At 66.2% G+C, this 15,613-nt stretch carries 9 protein-coding genes; 1 reads left to right on the forward strand and 8 read right to left on the reverse strand.

All coding sequences use genetic code 11. The annotated features are described in order from the left end of the window. Window positions 1-8 precede the first annotated feature (8 nt). Window positions 9-887 carry a hypothetical protein gene (locus ASG12_RS18420; protein ID WP_156378178.1) on the forward strand — a complete coding sequence of 293 codons (879 nt, stop codon included), beginning with the start codon at window positions 9-11 and terminating at the stop codon, window positions 885-887. Between the two features lie 254 nt (window positions 888-1,141). Here ASG12_RS18420 and ASG12_RS18425 read toward each other — a convergent pair whose 3' ends face one another. The 8 genes from ASG12_RS18425 to ASG12_RS18460 all read right to left on the reverse strand — a co-directional run bounded on the left by ASG12_RS18425 (window position 1,142) and on the right by ASG12_RS18460 (window position 15,607). Next, a complete protein-coding gene (locus ASG12_RS18425) occupies window positions 1,142-5,098 on the reverse strand; it encodes a DNA-directed RNA polymerase subunit beta' (RefSeq protein WP_055792847.1) in 3,957 nt (1,318 codons plus the stop codon). Between the two features lie 33 nt (window positions 5,099-5,131). Continuing rightward, on the reverse strand, window positions 5,132-8,620 hold the full coding sequence (gene rpoB, locus ASG12_RS18430) for a DNA-directed RNA polymerase subunit beta (protein WP_055793831.1): 3,489 nt from the start codon (window positions 8,618-8,620) through the stop codon (window positions 5,132-5,134). A 372-nt stretch (window positions 8,621-8,992) separates the two neighbouring features. Then, entirely contained in the window at window positions 8,993-9,967 is a 975-nt protein-coding gene (locus ASG12_RS18435; RefSeq protein ID WP_055792850.1) for a hypothetical protein, read from the reverse strand. Beyond that, entirely contained in the window at window positions 9,967-10,674 is a 708-nt protein-coding gene (locus ASG12_RS18440; protein WP_055792853.1) for a hypothetical protein, read from the reverse strand. The genes ASG12_RS18435 and ASG12_RS18440 overlap by 1 nt, the downstream gene beginning before the upstream one ends. A gap of 68 nt (window positions 10,675-10,742) precedes the next feature. Continuing rightward, the gene (locus ASG12_RS18445) at window positions 10,743-11,984 is read right to left on the reverse strand and encodes an MCE family protein (RefSeq protein WP_055792856.1); all 1,242 of its coding nucleotides are present in this window, start codon (window positions 11,982-11,984) and stop codon (window positions 10,743-10,745) included. Beyond that, window positions 11,981-13,288, reverse strand: a complete 1,308-nt coding sequence (locus ASG12_RS18450; RefSeq protein ID WP_156378179.1) for an MCE family protein — start codon at window positions 13,286-13,288, stop codon at window positions 11,981-11,983. The genes ASG12_RS18445 and ASG12_RS18450 overlap by 4 nt, the downstream gene beginning before the upstream one ends. 4 nt (window positions 13,289-13,292) lie before the next feature. After that, a complete protein-coding gene (locus ASG12_RS18455) occupies window positions 13,293-14,567 on the reverse strand; it encodes an MCE family protein (RefSeq protein ID WP_055792859.1) in 1,275 nt (424 codons plus the stop codon). Then, entirely contained in the window at window positions 14,564-15,607 is a 1,044-nt protein-coding gene (locus ASG12_RS18460; protein ID WP_055792862.1) for an MCE family protein, read from the reverse strand. The genes ASG12_RS18455 and ASG12_RS18460 overlap by 4 nt, the downstream gene beginning before the upstream one ends. Between the last annotated feature and the right edge of the window lie 6 nt (window positions 15,608-15,613).

Raw genomic sequence — 15,613 nt, forward strand, 5'->3', positions numbered from 1 at the left:
CAATGATCATGACCATCGACGGGAACCAACCCTTTCACCTGAGTGACACCGGACTGCCGGAGTCGATGACCCCGCGCGCCATCGCCCGGGATTTCCGGCGCGTGCATCGGGGCGTGTACGCCGATCCGGCGACCGAGCTCGGCCCCATCGAGACGATCCGCGCGGCGTGGTTGCGATCGGGGCCTGATGCCGTCGTCGGCGGTGTCAGCGCGTCAGTTCTGCACGGCGCACAGTTCTTCGACTATCGCGACCACGTCGAACTTCTTCGCCACCCGACCGGTCAGGGCCGGCGGACGCGACATGTTCGCGTGGTACGTGCCGACATCGATCCCACCGACATCGTCGAGATCGACGGAATGCCCACCACGACCGCGATGAGGACCGCCTACGACCTGGGCCGTCGAGGACCCGCGTGGCTCGGACTGGCATTCCTCGACGACCTGACCGCAGCGACGGAACTGGATCTGGGCGAGTTGTGGCGGTACATCGTCGACCACCCGGGAGTGCGGGGAATCCGACAGATCCGCGGCCTGATCCCCTGGATCGACGCCGGCGCTGAATCTTCGGGTGAGAGCTGGATGCGGCACCTCATCCTCGCCGACGGTCTTCCGCGGCCGGAGACCCAGGTCGTGTTGCGCGACGAGCGCGGGATCACGGTCGCGAAGTTCGATCACGCGTACCGAGCGGAGAAGATCGGTGTCGAGTTCGACGGCTTCGACTATCACTACAGCGACGAACAGCGGGCTGCCGACGCGGCACGGGACAGGGAATCCGCCCGGCTGGGCTGGGTCACCCTGCGGCGCAACAGCGCACAGCTCTCCCTCGACCCGATCGGTTTCCTCACCCGACTCGACCGATTGCTCGACGAACGTGCACGCCGTAGGTGACGCGAGGTCGGCACGGTCGACGGCGAGTTTCGGCACGGTCGGCGGGACTTATCGGCACGGTCGGCGGGGTGTTTCGGCACGGTCGGCGGGACTTTTCGGCACGGTCGGCGGGACTTATCGGCACGGTCGACGGGGTGTTTCGGCACGGTCGGCGGGACTTATCGGCACGGTCGGCGGGGTGTTTCGGCACAACCGGCGAATGCAGAACGACCCCCACCCGAGGGTGGGGGTCGTTCGCGTCAGATCTCTACCGACTAGCGGTAGTCGCTCGAGAAACCGTAGTCGTCGAGCGGAACCGCAGCGCCGGCCGGAGCACCGAAGGTGCCGTCCGGGCTGTAGTAGGTGTCGTCGTACGACGGCACGGCGTACGCCGCGGCGCGCGCCTCCTCGGTCGGCTGCACCGTGATGTTGCGGTAGCGGTTGATACCGGTACCGGCCGGGATCAGCTTTCCGATGATCACGTTCTCCTTGAGGCCCACCAGCTTGTCGCTGCGGCTGTTGATGGCCGCATCGGTCAGCACTCGGGTGGTCTCCTGGAACGACGCCGCCGACAGCCACGACTCGGTGGCCAGCGATGCCTTCGTGATACCCATCAGCACCGGACGTCCGGCCGCGGGCTCGTTGCCCTCGGACACGACGCGACGGTTGGCCGCCTCGAACTCGGCGCGCTCGGTGAGCGAACCGGGCAGGAACTCGGTGGCACCGGAGTCGATGATCGTCACGCGACGCAGCATCTGACGAACGATCGTCTCGATGTGCTTGTCGTGGATCGACACACCCTGGCTCCGGTAGACCTCCTGGACCTCGTTGACCAGGTGCACCTGCACCTGACGGGGACCCATGATCCGCAGCACCTCGTGCGGGTCGGCAGCACCTTCCATGAGCTGCTGTCCCACCTCCACGTGGTCGCCGTCGGTCAGCAGGCGCTCCGAGCCGTCCTCGTGCTTGAACACACGCAGACGCTGACGCTTGGAGATCTTGTCGTAGACGACCTCCTCCGAACCGTCGTCGGGAACGATGGTGATCTTGTAGAAACGATCGTCGTCCTCGAGGCGGATGCGTCCGGTGACCTCGGCGATCGGGGCCTTGCCCTTGGGGACACGGGCCTCGAACAGCTCCTGGACACGCGGCAGACCACCGGTGATGTCGTCGCCGACACCACCCTGGTGGAACGTACGCATGGTCAGCTGGGTACCGGGCTCACCGATCGACTGGGCGGCGATGATGCCGACCGCCTCGCCGATGTCGACGAGCTTGCCGGTGGCCATCGAGCGGCCGTAGCAGGACGCGCAGACACCGGTTCCGGTGGTGCAGGTCAGCACGGAGCGGACCTTCACCTCGGTGATGCCGGCGGCCAGCAGGGCCTCGATCGCGGGGTCACCGAGATCCTGGCCACGCTCGACCACGACGGTGCCGTTGGCGTCGACCGCGTCGGTCGCCAGGGTGCGCGCGTACGACGAGGTCTCGACGTGGGCGTCCCGGATCAGCGTGCCGTCGGCCTGCTTCTCGGCGAGCGTGGTGATGATGCCGCGCTCGGTGCCACAGTCGGTCTCGCGCACGATGACGTCCTGGCTGACGTCGACGAGTCGACGGGTCAGGTAGCCCGAGTCGGCGGTACGAAGCGCCGTGTCGGCCAGACCCTTACGGGCGCCGTGCGTGTTGATGAAGTACTCCGCGACGGTCAGACCCTCACGGAACGAGGACTTGATCGGGCGCGGGATGAACTCACCCTTCGGGTTCGTCACCAGCCCCTTCATGCCCGACAGGTTCCGAACCTGGGTCATGTTGCCCGTCGCACCCGACTTCGGGATCATCGCGATCGGGTTGTCCTCGGGGTAGTACGCCTCCATCGCGGCACCGACCTCTTCGGTGGCCTGCTTCCAGACCTCGACGAGGGCGTCACGACGCTCTTCCGGCGTGAGCGCGCCACGGGCGTACTTCTTCTCGAGACCGTCGGCCCGCTCCTCGTACTTGTCGAGGATCGCGCCCTTGGTCGGCGGCACGAGCACGTCGGCCATCGACACGGTGACACCCGAACGGGTGGCCCAGTAGAAGCCGACGTCCTTGAGCTTGTCGACGGTCTGGGCGACCACGATCATCGGGTAGCGCTCGGCGAGATCGTTGATGATCACGGCCTGACGCTTCTTCGGCATCTGCTCGTTGACGAACGGGTACTGGACCGGGAGCAACTCGTTGAAGAGCACCCGACCCAGAGTGGTCGCGATCGTCCACGGCTGACCGAACTTCCAGCCGTCGGGGAACTGCTCGGCCTCGATGTCGGCGGGCGGACGCTGATCGGTGAGACGCACCTTGATCGGCGCCTGCACCGACAGCGCACCGCGGTCCATCGCCATGATGGCCTCGGCCGGGGTCGAGTAGACACCGCGCTCGACGTCGTCGTTCGACGACGCCGTGTACGCGCCGACCTTGTCGTCCTTGAGTGCGGTCAGGAAGTACAGACCCGTGACCATGTCCAGACGCGGCATGGCCAACGGACGACCCGATGCCGGCGACAGGATGTTGTTGGACGACAGCATCAGGATGCGTGCCTCGGCCTGGGCCTCGGCGGACAACGGCAGGTGGACTGCCATCTGGTCACCGTCGAAGTCGGCGTTGAACGCCTCACACACCAGCGGGTGCAGCTGGATGGCCTTGCCCTCCACGAGCTGCGGCTCGAACGCCTGGATGCCCAAGCGGTGCAACGTCGGCGCACGGTTCAGCAGAACCGGGTGCTCGGCGATGACCTCTTCGAGGACGTCCCACACGGCCGGGCGCTGACGCTCGACCATGCGCTTGGCGGACTTGATGTTCTGCGCCTGGTTCAGATCGACCAGTCGCTTCATCACGAACGGCTTGAACAGCTCGAGCGCCATCAGCTTGGGCAGACCACACTGGTGCAGCTTGAGCTGCGGGCCGACGACGATGACCGAACGGCCCGAGTAGTCGACGCGCTTGCCGAGCAGGTTCTGACGGAAACGACCCTGCTTGCCCTTGAGCAGATCGCTCAACGACTTCAGCGGGCGGTTGCCCGGCCCGGTGACGGGCCGGCCACGACGACCGTTGTCGAACAGGGCGTCGACCGACTCCTGCAGCATCCGCTTCTCGTTGTTGACGATGATCTCGGGGGCACCCAGATCGATCAGTCGCTTGAGGCGGTTGTTGCGGTTGATGACGCGGCGGTACAGATCGTTGAGATCCGAGGTCGCGAAACGACCACCGTCGAGCTGGACCATCGGGCGCAGCTCCGGCGGGATCACCGGCACCGCGTCGAGGACCATGCCCAGCGGCGAGTTGCCCGACTGCTGGAACGCCGCGACGACCTTGAGTCGCTTGAGCGCACGCAGCTTCTTCTGGCCCTTGCCGTTGCGGATGGTGTCGCGGAGGCTCTCGCCCTCGGCCTCGATGTCGAAGGTCTCGAGGAGCTTCTTGATCGCCTCGGCACCCATCGCGCCGGTGAAGTACTCACCGTAGCGATCCTGCAGCTCACGGTAGAGCCGCTCGTCGATGATCATGTCCTTGGGAGAGAGCTTGGTGAACTTGTCCCAGATCTCCTCGAGGTCGTCGAGGGCACGCTGCGCGGTGTCGCGGATCTTGCGCATCTCGCGCTCGCCGCCGTCCTTCACCTTGCGGCGGGCATCGGCCTTCGCGCCTTCGCGCTCGAGCTCGGCCAGATCCTCTTCGAGCTTCTTTGCGCGCTCCTCGAGGTCGGAGTCGCGGGTGTCGGCGACACCCTTCTTCTCGACCTCCATCTCGGCCTGCAGCGTCGACAGCTCGTTGTGACGGAGCTCGTCGTCGACCGCGGTGATGACGTAGGCGGCGAAGTAGATGATCTTCTCGAGATCCTTCGGCGCCAGGTCGAGGAGGTAGCCCAGACGCGACGGGACACCCTTGAAGTACCAGATGTGGGTGACCGGCGCGGCGAGCTCGATGTGGCCCATGCGCTCACGACGCACCTTGGCGCGAGTGACCTCGACGCCGCAGCGCTCGCAGATGATGCCCTTGAAGCGCACACGCTTGTACTTGCCGCAGTAGCACTCCCAGTCGCGAGTCGGTCCGAAGATCTTCTCGCAGAACAGGCCGTCCTTCTCGGGCTTGAGCGTGCGGTAGTTGATCGTCTCGGGCTTCTTGACCTCGCCGAAGCTCCACTTGTGGATGTCGTCGGCGGTCGCCAGACCGATCTTCAGTTCGTCGAAAAAGTTGACGTCGAGCAAGTTGTAACCTTCCTAGCTCTTAATCAGAGGTGATCAGTTGGCGAGATCGTCGACTGTGGCGGATTCGTTGCGCGACAGGTTGATGCCGAGGTTGGCCGCTGCGCGCTCCAGGTCCTCGTCGTCTCCGTCACGCATCTCGATCGCGGCACCGTCCGAGGACAGGACCTCGACGTTCAGGCACAACGACTGCAGCTCCTTGAGAAGCACCTTGAACGACTCGGGGATACCCGGCTCGGGGATGTTCTCGCCCTTGACGATCGCCTCGTAGACCTTCACGCGGCCCACCACGTCGTCGGACTTGATGGTCAGCAGCTCCTGCAGCGTGTACGCCGCGCCGTAGGCCTGCATGGCCCAACACTCCATCTCGCCGAAACGCTGGCCACCGAACTGGGCCTTACCGCCGAGGGGCTGCTGGGTGATCATCGAGTACGGACCGGTCGAACGGGCGTGGATCTTGTCGTCGACCAGGTGGTGCAGCTTGATGATGTACATGTAGCCCACGGCCACCGGGTACGGGAACGGCTCGCCGGAGCGACCGTCGAACAGCGTCGCCTTGCCGTCGCCGTTGACCATCACCTCGCCGTCACGGTTCGGGAGCGTCGAGGACAGCAGTCCGGTCAGCTCGTCGTCACGCGCGCCGTCGAACACCGGGGTGGCGGTGTTCGTGTCGGGACCATTGGACAACATGTCCTCGGGGAGTCCCTGCGCCCACTCCGGGGTGCCCTGCGCGACGTCGATGTTCCAGCCGGTCTTCGAGATCCACCCCAGGTGGGTCTCGAGGATCTGACCGATGTTCATACGACGCGGCACACCGTGCGTGTTCAGGATGATGTCGACCGGGGTGCCGTCGGGCAGGAAGGGCATGTCCTCGGCGGGGAGGATCTTGCCGATGACGCCCTTGTTGCCGTGACGGCCGGCGAGCTTGTCGCCGTCCTGGATCTTGCGCTTCTGCGCCACGTACACGCGCACGAGCTCGTTGACACCGGGGGGCAGATCGTCGTCGTCATCGCGCGAGAACACGCGGATGCCGATGACCTTGCCGGTCTCACCGTGGGGCACCTTGAGCGAGGTGTCGCGCACCTCGCGCGCCTTCTCACCGAAGATGGCGCGCAGCAGGCGCTCCTCGGGGGTCAGCTCGGTCTCGCCCTTCGGCGTCACCTTGCCGACCAGCACGTCGCCGTCACGGACCTCGGCACCGATGCGGATGATGCCGCGCTCGTCGAGATCGGCGAGCACCTCGTCGGAGACGTTCGGGATGTCCCGGGTGATCTCCTCGGCACCGAGCTTGGTGTCGCGGGCGTCGATCTCGTGCTCCTCGATGTGGATCGAGGTGAGGACGTCCTCCTCCACGAGGCGCTGCGACAGGATGATCGCGTCCTCGTAGTTGTGGCCCTCCCACGGCATGATCGCGACGAGCAGGTTCTTGCCCAGCGCCATCTCACCCTGATCGGTACACGGACCGTCGGCCAGGACCTGACCGACCTCGACCCGCTGACCCTCGTCCACGATCGGACGCTGGTTGGCGCAGGTGCCGTGGTTCGAGCGCGCGAACTTGCGCATCCGGAACGTGTCGCGGGTGCCGTCGTCGGCCATCACGGTGATGTAGTCGGCGGAGACCTCCTCGATCACGCCGGCCTTCTCGGTGGTGATGACGTCGCCGGCGTCGATCGCGGCACGCAGCTCCATGCCGGTACCGACCAGCGGCGACTCGCTGCGGACCAGCGGCACCGCCTGACGCTGCATGTTGGCACCCATCAGGGCGCGGTTGGCGTCGTCGTGCTCGAGGAACGGGATCATGGCCGTGGCCACCGACACCATCTGGCGCGGCGAGACGTCCATGTAGTCGACACCGTCGGGTCCGACGAACTCGACGTCGCCACCCTTCTTGCGGACGAGGATGCGGTCCTCGGTCAGACGGTTGTCGTTGTCGAGGACGGCGTTGGCCTGGGCCTTGACGTACCGGTCCTCCTCGTCGGCGGTCAGGTAGTCGATCTGGTCAGTGACCTGTCCGTCGACGACCTTGCGGTACGGCGTCTCGATGAAGCCGAACGGGTTGACCCGCGCGTACACCGACAGCGAACCGATCAGGCCGATGTTCGGGCCCTCAGGGGTCTCGATCGGACACATGCGGCCGTAGTGCGACGGGTGGACGTCACGGACCTCGAGGCCGGCACGCTCACGCGACAGACCACCGGGGCCCAGCGCCGACAGGCGACGCTTGTGGGTCAGACCCGACAGCGGGTTGTTCTGGTCCATGAACTGCGACAGCTGGGAGGTCCCGAAGAACTCCTTGATCGCGGCCACGACGGGACGGATGTTGATCAGGGTCTGCGGCGTGATGGCCTCGACGTCCTGGGTGGTCATCCGCTCGCGGACCACACGCTCCATGCGGGACAGGCCCACGCGGATCTGGTTCTGGATCAGCTCACCCACGGTGCGCAGACGACGGTTGCCGAAGTGGTCGATGTCGTCGACCTCGACGGGCACCTCGACGCCGCCGGGGACGGTCATCATCGCGGGCACGTTGGGCTCGGACTCGTGCAGGCGGACGAGGTACTCGACCGTCGCGACGATGTCCTCCTCGGTGAGCACCGAGGACCCGACCATCGGGTTGTCGGTGAGACCGAGCTTCTTGTTGAACTTGTAGCGACCCACGCGGGCGAGGTCGTAGCGCTTCTCCTTGAAGAACAGGTTCTCCAGCAGGGTCTGCGCCGACTCCTTCGTGGGCGGCTCGCCCGGGCGCAGCTTGCGGTAGACCTCGAGGAGCGCCTCGTCGGTGCCGGCGGTGTTGTCCTTCTCCAGCGTCGACATCATGATCTCGGAGAAACCGAACCGCTCGGTGATCTGCTCGGTGGTCCACCCGAGCGCCTTGAGCAGCACGGTGACCGACTGGCGACGCTTGCGGTCGATGCGGACGCCGACGGTGTCGCGCTTGTCGATGTCGAACTCGAGCCATGCGCCACGACCCGGGATCACCTTGACGCTGTGCAGCGTCTTCTCGGTGGCCTTGTCGATGTTGGCGTCGAAGTAGACGCCGGGGCTGCGGACGAGCTGGCTCACCACGACACGCTCGGTGCCGTTGATGATGAAGCTGCCCTTGTCGGTCATGATCGGGAAGTCGCCCATGAAGACGGTCTGCGACTTGATCTCACCGGTGTTGTTGTTGATGAACTCGGCGGTGACGAACAGCGGCGCCGCGTACGTCATGTCCTTGTCTTTGCACTCCTCGACCGAGGCCTTGACCTCGTCGAAGCGGGGATCGGAGAACGACAGCGACATGGAGCCGGAGAAGTCCTCGATCGGGGAGAGCTCGGCGAGGATGTCGTCGAGGCCTCCGCTGGGGTTCTCTTCGCCGCGCGCGAGTGCGCGGGCGTGCCACTCCGGTGCGCCCACGAGCCACTGGAACGACTCGAGCTGCACGTCGAGCAGACCGGGAACTTCGAGAGGCTCGCTGAGCTTTGCGAACGATGCACGGCGCGGAGCGCCGGGAATGGTTGATGTGGACTGGCGGGAGACTGCCAAGATGCGTCCTTCCAACACGAAATCTTTGAGGTGCCGAGCTTCTGTGTGCCGTACGACGCGGAATGCGTCTGCGGGCGTTGGTGGCGGCGCCGGAAGCGACCTTGGTCGTCATCGGCGACGCCCGAACGCAGCACACAGATGTGGCCGAGAAAGGAAATCGTGATGTGGACAGGAGGCAGCCAGCGCAACGTCCAACTGTATCAGAAAAACGACTCCGCGTGTCAAGCCGCGGGGAGGTCGTCAGATGACCTCGTGCGCTGGGGATCTACCAGTGGCTGCCGGTGCTCCGTCGCTGCAGACAAGCGTGCAACCACAGGGCGGTTGAGTCAAGAGGAACGCGCAGGTCGGTGTGGAGAAATTACGTCAAGACGCTCAGAAATCGGCGAAGTTGCTGATCAACCATTTGCCGTTGACCTGCTTCATCGACACCTGGTAGCGCTTGGTACCGCTGCCGGCGGCCTGCTGGTCCTGCGTCTGGCTGATGATCAGGTTCACGATCAGCAGCGCGTTGCCGTCCTGGATCGACTTCACACCGACCGAGTCGACACGGCAGTCGACACCACCCGCGGTGAGACCCGTCTGCTGCAGAGCGTCACGCACCGCGGTGTTGTACTGCGAGAAACGCTGGGCGGCCTCGCCGGTCACGTTCGCCGCGGCGGTCGCCTGCCACTGGTCCATCTTCGCGTAGTTGACCGCGAACACCGAGCAGATGCGCGACTTGGCCTGCGAGGTGACCTCGCTGGTGATGCCGGGGTCGACGAAGGCCTGGTTCGCGCTCAACGAGACACCGGGCTTGGCCGCCGAGACCGCGGCGATGATGCCGAAGACCACGGCGAGCGCGGCGACGATCGACACCGCGCGCCATCCGGGCGCGGCGAGTCGGAACCGGCGTGACGATGTCGTCGTGTCGCCCGCGGTGGCGGGGCTGCTCGGCGACGCCGATCCGGCCCGCTGGGGCTTGATGGTGGAGACCTTCGCCGCGGGGGGTCGTTTGCCGCGCGGACCGGTCGCCGTGTCGGGGTCGGCCGTGTCGGCGGCCGCCTCGGGTGTGGCGGTGTCGGCGACCGTGTCGGCGGTCTCGGTCGTGCCGGTGGCGTCGGCCGACGTCCACTCCCCTGCCTCGGGCTCCGGGGTCGCGGCCGGCTCCGGCGCGGGCGCGGGTGTCGGTCGGGTCTTCTCCGCGACCGGCTCCGGTTTCTTCGGCTCGGGTTTCTTCGGCTCGGGCTTGCCGGGCTGGACCTTGGCCGGCTGTGCCTTCTCGGGGACGGCCTTGGCGGGGGTGTGGCCTGCGACCTTGGGGACGCGTTTGCCGGTGGTTCCGCGACGCGGCGGACGAGGGGTGGTCATCAGTTTCCTCCGGGCGCGGGGGTCGCGGGTGCAGACGCAGCCGGGGACAGTGGCGCACCCGACGCTGCGGGAGCGGCGCCGCCGGCGGCGGGGTCGGTGCTGTCGATGGCGACGGCGTCGAGCGGCTGGATGTTGCTGGCCTTCCAGATGCCGCCCTCCTTGGTCACCTCCACCTGGAACCCCATGGTCTGACTCGAGGACGCCTCGTTGGGACGCGACGAGGTCACGGCGATGAACACGAGGGTCTTCGCGCTGTTGTCGTCGGTGTTGAGCTCCACGACCGAACTCCGCAGGAGCTTGGCGCTGAGAGTGGCCGCCTTCGACGGGTCGCCGGCCTGCTTCTGCAGCTCGGTGAGACCGGTGCTGCCGAGCAGCTGGGTGCGGGCGTTGCCGGTGACGGAGTCCTGCAGCCGGGCCTGGTACCCCTTGCTGTCCTTGAGGTCGATGTTGAGCACGTTGAGCATGGCCTGCTCGGCACCACCGAGGGCGTCGTCACGTGCCGATTGCACGGGCTGCTTGTTCACCGCGTCGTCGTACCAGCGGTATCCGAAGATCCCGGTGAACACGATGGCGGCGATGAGACCGGCCACGGCGACGACACCGGCCACCGGCAGTCCCGCCTTGGCGAGGCGGCGCCGCCACACCGACTCCGTGGCAGCCTCCGGCTCGTTCGGTTCAGGAGAGTTCACACGCTTCTTCGACTTCATCGGGCGCCACTGTAGTCAGTCAACCTGTGTGCACCATCACCCGCGTGCGCGCGGGTGACGGTGACGCCTCAGCGCGGGACGACGCCGAGCAGGTAGGACAGCTGCGTGGCCAACGGGTTCAGGTTGAGCTTGTCGGGATCCTTCTTGGGGTTGCGATCCCAGGGCTGCGTGTAATACGGATCGGCGTACTTCGCGTTCTCGGCACCACGCACCGCAGTCGGATTGCCCTGCGCCACGGCACACTTCGCGTCCTTGTTGAACGGGAAGTCGTCGTAGTTGATGTCGAAGTTCGGGTTCTTGCGCTTCTCCTCGGCGATGATCGCGTCGGTGCTCTCGTAGCCGATCGTGCACGACGCCGGGTTGTTGGTCTCGAGCACCGCACCGAAGTGGATGGTGCCGTCGCCGGGCGCCGGGGTGTAGCTGCCGCTCGACAGGGCCGAGAGCATCGCGAGCCCGGGACCGACACCCTGGTAGGTGCCCTTCACGTTGCGGACGTCGAGCGCGAGGTTGCGCACGACCGACGTGAGGTCGCCGCCACTGCGTTCCAGGAGCGCCGAGATCTGGGTGGCGCTCGTCTGGCCGGTGGTCAGCAGGCGCCGAAGATCGGGATCGCTCGAGGCGAGCTGCGCGGTCACCAGGCCGAGGTTCTTCGACCAGTCCAGAATCGCGTCGGACTGATCGGCCTGGGTGCCGAGCACCGTGTCGCTGTTGCGGATCAACGAGATCGTCTGCGGCAGGCTGTCGTTGCCCGACTTCGACAGGTTCGCCAACGAGTCCACCAGCACTCGCAGGTTGCCGCCGTTGCCGTTGAACGCCTTGCCCAACTCGGTGATCACCGTGTTCAGATCACCCAGCGGCACCGAATCGGTGAAGTCGACCGCCGAGGCGATCACGTCCTGCACCGGGGTCGGGATGGTCGTGTTCGAGATGACCGACCCGTCCTTCAGGTACGGCCCGCCGACACTCGAGGGACGCAGGTCGACGTACTGCTCGCCGATCGCCGACCGGTTGGCCACCACCGCCTGCGCCGTCGCCGGCACCTTCGGCCCACCCGAGTCGAGCTGCAGGTTGACGCGCACCCCGTCCGGACGCAGCTGCAGCGACCCGACACGACCCACCGGGACGCCCTGGTAGGTCACCTCGGCGTTGGTGAAGATGCCGCCGGAGTCCTTGAAGTCGGCGTGCACGGTGTAGAGCCCCACACCGACGAGCTTGTCGAGACGGGCGTAGGTGGCACCGACATAGATGATGGCCAGCACGCCGACGAGCGTGAAGACGATCAACTGCCATTTGACGAGCCTCGACATCATCGGCCGGTCCCCCCGTTCGCACCCTGCAGCATCGCCATGGGACCGGTCAGTGCCGTCTGCCCCTGCTTCGGCGAGGGCAGCAGGGCGTACTGGCCACCCGACGGCGGCGTGTTCGGACCCGGGCGGGAGTTGAGCAGCGGCAGCAGCGTGATGGTCGGGAAGCCCAACCGGGCGCCGTTGCCGTTGTAGTACGGGTTGCGCGGATCGATGCGCGGCTGGATCCCCGAACGCACCTGGGAGTACTTCGGCTCCGGCTGACCCACACCGAGCGCCTCGAGCTGGTTGAGCAACCGCAGGTCGACGCTGAGGAACAGGTTCGTCGAGCTACCGCGCACACCGGGCAAGAGATCGTCCGGGAACGGGTAGGTCGGCAGCAGCGGCAGGGCGGTGATGATGTCGGGCGCCGCCGAGGCGAGAGCCGACAACGTCGGCCGCAGCGATCGGAGGTCGGTGATGATCTCCTGGCGGGCGCGCCCGAGGATGTCGACACCGACCTGGCCGAGACCGTCGAGCTTCTGCAGCAGGTTCACGAACTGCGGACGCTGGTCCTCGAGCACCTTCACGCCGGCGGGCAGCTGATCGAGGATGCGGTTGATCTGCGCGGTCTGCGCCTCGGTCCGCGTCGACAACGTCGCCAACCCGTCGATGGCCCGGGTGATGTTGTTCTTCTGGTCGTCGAGGGTCTTGATCAGTCGCGACGTCTGGTTGAGCAACGACTTCACGGTCGAGGTGCGACCGTCGAACGCGTTGTTCAGCTCGTCGACGATCGGCTTGATCTGCGCGATGCCACCACCGTTGAGCAGCATCGACAACGCGCCGAGGACCTGCTCGATGTCGGTGGCCGTGCGGGTGCGGGCCACCGGGATGGCCTGCTGCGACGACTGCCTCGGCGCCGAGGCGTTGTCCTTCGGATCCACGAGCGCGATGAACTTCTCACCCAACAGGTTGGTCTGCGAGACGTTCGCCTCGGCCTTGTCGGAGAGGTCGATCTTGTTCTTGACCTCGACGGTGACCTGGGCCGACCACTGATCCGGTGCGATCCCGATGTCGGTGACCTTGCCGACGGTCACGCCGTCCAACTTCACGGCCGACTGGGGTACCAGGTCGAGGACGTCGGAGAACTGGATCTTGTAGGTCCGCGGGTTGTCGCCCACGTCGGCACCACCGGGCAGCGGCAGCGAGTAGACGCCGTTGGAACACCCGGTGAGCACGACCATCGACGTCATCGCGACGGCTCCGGCCGCGACGAGGCCGCGACGGCTCAGGACCGACTTCACGCGGATCGGTGACTTCAGAGAGGACATCGGGTCAGCCACCTGTCAATCCGGGCGAGGGCGTACCGGGGCGGGTCCCGGGGACCGGTCCACGCCGCTGCTGGTTCTCGCCGCTCATGATGCCGAACGGGAGGTTGAGCGTCGGGGTGGTGATGCCCTTGTTGATCTGGTCGGTGATGTTGCCGCACTGGTCGAGCAGCGGACGCAGCGTGTTGCTGAACTGCGTGAACGCGGGATCGCCCGGCTTGAGCTTGCCCAGGTCGAGCAGCTTGCACCCGGCACCGGCGAGGTTCTGCAACTCCGGCAGCACCACACGCAGGTCGAGGGTTCCCGACTCGGCGTTGTAGGCGTTGATCAGGTTGTTGATCGTCACCGGGAGCACCGTCAGCAGTTCCTTCTGCTGGTCGGTGGTGTCGGCCAACGTCTGCGCGGTCGGGATGAGCTCCTTCACGCGGTCGCCGAGCGCGATGCGGTTGTCCTGCACGAATCCGGCGACGTCGCCGAGGGCTACCGACAGTTTGTTCAGGGCCTCACCGAGCTGGGACCGCTCTCCGGCGAGGAACGAGGAGAACGAGTCGAGCTGGGTGTTGAACTGACGCACCTGCGCGTCGTTCTCGGCCAGTGCACCGACGAACACGTCGAGGTTCTTGACGGTGTCGACGAGGCTGCCCCGCGAGTCGCTCAGGGTGAGAGCGGCCTTGGAGAGCTGATCGATGGTGGCACCGAGCTTCTCGCCGTTGCCCTTCAGGTTCTTCGCGCCGGTCGTGATGACCTGGCTCAGTGCGCCGGTCTTGTTGGCGCCCTGCGGGCCGAGGGAGTTCGACAGCTTCTGCACGCTCGAGTACAGCTGGTCGATCTCGACCGGGACCATCGTCTCGTTGAGGCTCAACGTGATGTCGTCGCCGGCCTTGGCCATCCCCTTCTGGTAGGTCGGGGTGAGCTGGATGTAGCGATCGGCGACCACCGACGGGGTGATCTGTACCGCGCGCACGTCCTTGGGCAGGTCGTGTCCGCCGTCGACGGTGAACGTGATCTTCACCTTGTCGCCCTGCGGCTCCACGTTGTCGACCGATCCGACCTTGACGCCCATGATGCGGACGTCGGTACCGGAGTAGATGCCGACGCTGGACTTGAAGTACGCCGTCACCTTGGTCTGGTTCAGCGAGGTGAACAGCCACCACAGCGACCCGGCGATGATCAGTGCCACCACGACACCCACCACCAGGAAGGCGATGTGGCGCGGGGTGAACCAGCGACCGGGACCCGAGGAATCGCGCAGGTCGTGGCGGGGTGCGTTCGTCGTCATCATCCTGTCGCCCCCGTTCCACCGTTGTTGAGCTGCTGGTTCTTGTTCGGCGGCCGCGTGGTGTTCTGCGCGGGCAGACCCGGCGGCAGGATGTTGGTGATCACCGAGTCGAACCAGCGGCCGTTGCCGAGCACGTTGGCGTAGAGCCGGTAGAACGGCGCGAGATTGGTGATGGAGTCACGCAGGTTCTGATCCTGTTTCTGCAGCAGGTCGGTCACGCCCTTGAGCGATTCCAGGGCCGGGCCGATCTGCTTCTCGTTGTCGCGGACGATGCCGGTCAGCGTCGTCGACAGCTGCGACGTGCTGCTCAGCAACCGGGAGATGGCCGACTGGCGAGTGTTGAGTTCCTGCAGCAGGTCACCGGCACCGGCGATGAGGCGGGTGAACTCCTGGTTGCGGTCGGCGAGGATCTTCGAGGTGCCCTTGGTCGCGTCGAGGAGCTTGCGCACCTCCTGATCGCGGCTGGCGATCGTCGTCGACAACCGGGTCAGGCCGTCGAGCGAACCACCGAGTTCGGCGGGCGTGCCGGAGAACGCGGCCGACAGCGTCCGGAAGCTCGTCGCGAGCTGGTCGGTGTCGATCTCCTGGATGTTCTCCGAGGCGTCGTTGAACGCCTCGATCACGTCGTACGGCGACGTGGTCTGGGTGATCGTCTTGCCCGGGTCGGCGAGCTTGTCGCCACGCGGCTCGATGGCGAGGTACTTCTGCCCGAGCACGGTCTTGATCTGGATCGACGCCGAGGTCTGGTCGCCCACCCAGGTGTCACCGACACCGAAGGCGACCTGCACCTTGTTGTCGACGATGTCGACGCTCTGCACGGTGCCGACCTTCACGCCGGCGACACGCACCTCGTCGCGCGGCTTGAGCCCCGCGGCCTCGGTGAAGTCGGCCTTGTAGACCGTGCCCGCGCCCACCAACGGCAGATTCGCCAGGTAGAACGACGACAGCGCCGCCATGATCAGGATCGCCAGGCCCAGGGCCCCGACGGTGACCGGGCTCCGCAGAGGAGCATCCGGACGGCGATTTTCTTTCTTGTCAGCCATGGTTCA

The sequence above is a fragment of the Williamsia sp. Leaf354 genome, assembly GCF_001424365.1.
Lineage (GTDB): Bacteria > Actinomycetota > Actinomycetes > Mycobacteriales > Mycobacteriaceae > Williamsia_A.